We start from the raw sequence: 432 nt of genomic DNA, 5'->3' as shown, positions 1-432 counted from the left end.
GATCCCATCACTTCCCGAAAGGTCGCGCCGGGAACCCGTGCGGCGAACCCGGCGACAGTCTCGGGCCGCGCCTCGTCATATTCGCCGCAGACGAACAGCGTCTTCGGCCCGTCGAGCTTCGCCAGCAGCGGCTCGCCGTCATAGTCCCGGAGCGTGCCGGTCGAGACGAACTCGGCCTTGCCCCACATGCGCCGGTAAAGCGTGTCGCCGGCATCGCGCGGCGCCCGGGCGCGATAGGCGGCGATGCCGTCCGCCCGCTGCGAGCGGATCACGTGGCGGCGGTAGAAATCCCAGGTCGCCGCCTCGCAGGCCCGGGCTGGCGGCGGGGCGGCGGTGTCGCACTTCTCCAGCGTGGTGCGCACTTCCGCCGGCATCCGCGAGCGGAGCAGATCGGCATCGGCGATCCAGCTCTTCGTCGAGACGAGCGGCGAC

The 432-nt window shown here is 71.5% G+C and carries 1 protein-coding gene; it reads right to left on the bottom strand.

What is annotated here, in order from left to right; all coding sequences use genetic code 11:
- On the bottom strand, nucleotides 1–432 hold a 432-nt coding region (locus A6F49_RS18110; RefSeq protein WP_043056581.1), incomplete at both ends, for an alpha/beta fold hydrolase.

Origin of the sequence: Enteractinococcus helveticum (genome assembly GCF_001657475.1) — a bacterium.
Taxonomy (GTDB): Bacteria; Actinomycetota; Actinomycetes; order Actinomycetales; family Micrococcaceae; genus Yaniella; species Yaniella helvetica.
This window is presented reverse-complemented; position numbering and strand designations above follow the sequence as displayed.